Raw genomic sequence first — 3,944 nt, 5'->3', positions numbered from 1 at the left:
GATGACCCATGTGTCATCCCGCCGACTGGCATTCAACTTTGAAAAAACAGCGCTTCCATAATCACTGTTGGCAAGCCAATCGCCCCCTCAATTCGATCACTATGCTGTCTCCAATTTTGCATCCTCATCTGTTTCCACAACCAGCGTCTGCGCCGGATCCACGCCCAGCGAAGCCACCCCGGCGATGAAAAACGCAATCGCACACGTAATAAAAGCCATGTTCCAGTGATGCACTTCGCCGATCACCGCGATCATCAAAGAAGGGGCCACAGCCGCCCCCAGATTTCCCCACATATTTCCCCAGCCCAAAACCGAACCGACATGTTTGCCGGCGATATCCTGGTTGAACGCCCACATCGGTGCCGATCCAAAGTCCGTCGAAAATGCGACGACAGAAAACATCACCACCGCCATCCAGGGGGAAATATCCAGCATACACAGCAGGTATGCGGCCATTGCAGTAAACCTTGAGACAGCAATCGGCAGGACACGGCTCCAGCGCAGGCTGATACGTTTCATCAGCCAGTCCGTCGCGCGACCGCCGGCCAGCATTCCGAACCAGCCGACTGCCAGCGCAATCGTCACCATCGTTCCCCGTTCTTTCAAGGGGACATGATACGTCTCATCCAGATAACGCGGCAGCCAGGTCACCAGAAACAGCCAGCCTACATTCGTGCAGAATTGTGACAGAGAAAGCAACCAGAGACTCTTGTTCTTCATGATCGCTTTCAGAGGAATGCCGCCAATATCTTTCGAATGATCTTTATCTGCTTCCAGGCGCCCGTGTTCAATCAGTTCCAGTTCCTGCTCAGAACAGGAGGCATGCGCCCGCGGATAATCACGCACCAGCCACCAGAAAATGCCTGCGATGATTATCCCCACCACGCCGTAGAAAATCATCATTTTCCGCCAGCCTTTTCCCTGCACTTTCCGCACATCGGAATAATACCGGGCCTCAAACAACAGCCGGTTCAAACGGGCACTCTGATCGATGGTCATAGCAGAAGGGCTCACATTCAATAACTGTTCTGCCTGCTGATTCAGTTTCAGCCCTTCAAAATCGGTCGGGTCATACAGCACATCTTTCTTTAAAATGGCATTCAAATTCGCAACAAAATCACCTTCCACAGCCGTACCCGGCACAATCTCTGGATTGGATGCTGCAGCTTTCAGATACTCCCTGTCTCCCGGCGTGAGCTTCTCGTAGATTTTTGTTTCGAACACCTGCTTCTCATCCACGCGTTTCAGAAAGGTCTCTGCCAGATTGTGCGGGTTCATAATATCCCCGGATTCCAGATCCGAAGAGACAGACATTGGCACGAATAAGATAATCAGAAACGCCGTCAGCACTGGCGCCAGGGCACCGCCAAACCGTCCGCCGACAGCGACCAGACTACTGGCAAAACCCCGTTCCGAAAGCGGCATCCACTTGCTGACGAGATTCGCACTCGTCGGATACGCGCCCGCCTGTCCGACACCAAAGCCCAGACGCAGCACCAGCAGCATGATGAACCCGGTCACAAACCCGGTCATCGCCGTGAACAGTGACCACATCAGAATATAAATCGTCAGCATCGTGCGGGCACCAAAGCGGTCACTCAACCAGCCGGACGGAACCTGGCACAATGCATAAGACGCAAAAAAAGAACCCAGGATGATCGCAATCTGCTTGTCACTCAATCCCAGCTCATCTTTGATAAAGACTTCTGCGAAGGAAATACAGAAACGATCCAGATACAACAGAACCGCCATCAGCATGCAGGCAAAAATCACGCGATAACGAACATACGATTTTGTCGCTTCCACACTGGCCATAAGTTTCTCAGCTTTCCATCATAGTCTGTGAGCAAATTTGGAATGCGGCAGTATAACAATAAGTTGATATGAAAACGAGCGCCAACATTGAACAACCGGTTGAGTTCTGATCGGAAGCCACTGCACTTCACCTGAACTTACTGCAAAATCAACAGCTTGACAGGGTCCCGGCACGGGATAACTTAAGCGAACTAAGCGTCGCGCGCGTAATCAAAATCTGTTTCGTTTTATCACCCTCTGTTTTCAGCAGTTATCGCATTCGAGTCAACATGCAGCAGAAACACCAAATCGCCGTTTTCCTCGTTTTTCAACATCCGTTTCACGCGACAGAGATAGAGTATAATCAAATTCGCCGCCCGCTGAAGTGCGCCCTGTTCACTCCGATTTATGGCAGCCTTAAAACACCTGTGGGACCGCTTAGGCGCATATCGGCCCGGACAGTTCCCGCTCGGGCGCGCTAAGGGCCACGTAAAAACATCTGAAAATCGGAAACTGCACAAACCAGAGCTTGTCGAACGGCCGCTTTTGGCCAGACTGAGTCACTCGCACAAATTTCTGAGGTCAGACGGATGCTCTGACGATCAGCATTTGCCATAATGTGAGAAATCGGTCACGAAGAACAGTCAATCAAATAAGGCATGCCCGCTGTCTGAGGAAAACTCACGATGTTAACCAGAGCCGCCGTTTTATATGACATGCAGTTACCAGCGCCGTACGCGAAATCAAAACCGCTGGTCATCGAAGAACTCACCCTCGCCGATCCCGGCCCCGGCGAAGTCCTCGTCGAAATGGCGGGTGCCGGCCTCTGTCACTCCGATCTCTCAACCATCGACGGTTCTCGTCCCCGCATCATGCCAATGGTCATGGGCCACGAAGCCAGCGGCATCGTCCGTGAAGTCGGGCAGGGGGTCCACGATCTCAAACCTGATGACCACGTCGTCTTCTCTTTCGTTCCACTCTGCGGCCACTGCCTGCCCTGCGCGACAGGACGCCCCGCCTTATGCGAACCCGGTGCAGCGGCGAATCTCGCCGGCACCTTACTTTCGGGTCGACGTCCGTTTCGCAATATGTCCGAACTGGAAATCAACCACCACCTCGGCGTCTCTGCCTTTTCCGAGCACACGGTCGTCGCCCAGGAATCACTGATTAAGATCGACTCGCAACTCCCCCTCAGCACCGCCGCCCTGTTTGGCTGCGCCGTGATGACGGGCGTCGGCGCAGTCGTCAACACAGCGAAGGTCGAACCCGGTTCCAGCGTCGCCGTCTTCGGCCTCGGAGGCGTCGGCTTAAGCACCATCATGGGCGCCCGCGCCGCCGGTGCCGAAACCATTTTCGCCATTGATCTACTCCCCGATAAACTGGAACTCGCCGCCAGTGTCGGTGCAACTCATCTGATCAACGCCAGCGACGAAGACCCGGTCGCGTTGATCAAAGAACTTCTGAACGGCGTCGATTACGCCTTCGAAAGTGTGGGTAATGAGCGTGTATTGCAACAGGCTTACGCAGCGACGAAACGGGGCGGCACCACCATCACCATCGGCCTGCCACATCCCGGCAAAATGTTCTCGATCCCCGCCGTCAGCCTCGTCGCCGAAGAACGAACCATCAAAGGCTCCTACATGGGCTCCGCCGTCCCCCGCCGCGATCTGCCGCGCTTCATCGCGATGTACGAAGCCGGCCTGCTCCCCGTCGACAAACTCCTCACTCGCACGATCCAACTCGACGAAATCAACGAAGCCTTCGACGCCCTCGCCACCGGCGCCGCCGTTCGACAGGTGATTACGTTTGAAAAGTAACCAACCCGTGATTTGCAATAATCGCAGCTAACACCGGCGGCTGTTTTTCAGTCTTGTTCCAGTAAGCATTCTAAGTTTTACTATGTCCAAGAGCTTGAAAAAGGCCTCCATAATTAGCCGAAGGGCGTTAGCCCCGGTTGCCTCTCAGTCCATATTTGATGACATATTTTGAATTATGGTTCGTTTTAATCAGACACATAACCCGGCCCGACAATCCCCCACACCACGTCCACCATCTGCTGCTGGTCTACCGCGGTCGAGATGAAACAATCGGTCTGACGGAAATGGGCACAGACGCGCGGAGCAATTCCCGAATTTCAACAACACTGGGAC

2 protein-coding genes are annotated in these 3,944 nt (G+C 53.9%); one reads left to right on the top strand and one right to left on the bottom strand.

Features of this window, described 5'->3' with window-relative positions; translation table 11 throughout:
* Window positions 1-99: 99 nt before the first annotated feature.
* A complete protein-coding gene (locus Q0294_RS15245; RefSeq protein WP_299467154.1) occupies window positions 100-1,815 on the bottom strand; it encodes an MFS transporter in 1,716 nt (571 codons plus the stop codon).
* 665 nt (window positions 1,816-2,480) lie between these two features.
* On the opposite strand from Q0294_RS15245, the gene Q0294_RS15240 reads away from it, so the two are divergent.
* Entirely contained in the window at window positions 2,481-3,611 is a 1,131-nt protein-coding gene (locus Q0294_RS15240; protein WP_299467151.1) for a zinc-dependent alcohol dehydrogenase family protein, read from the top strand.
* Window positions 3,612-3,944 lie beyond the last annotated feature (333 nt).

It is taken from the genome of uncultured Gimesia sp. (genome assembly GCF_937919775.1).
Taxonomy (GTDB): domain Bacteria; phylum Planctomycetota; class Planctomycetia; order Planctomycetales; family Planctomycetaceae; genus Gimesia.
Note: the sequence above shows the minus strand (reverse complement) of the source record. Positions and strands in the feature narration are given on the sequence as shown.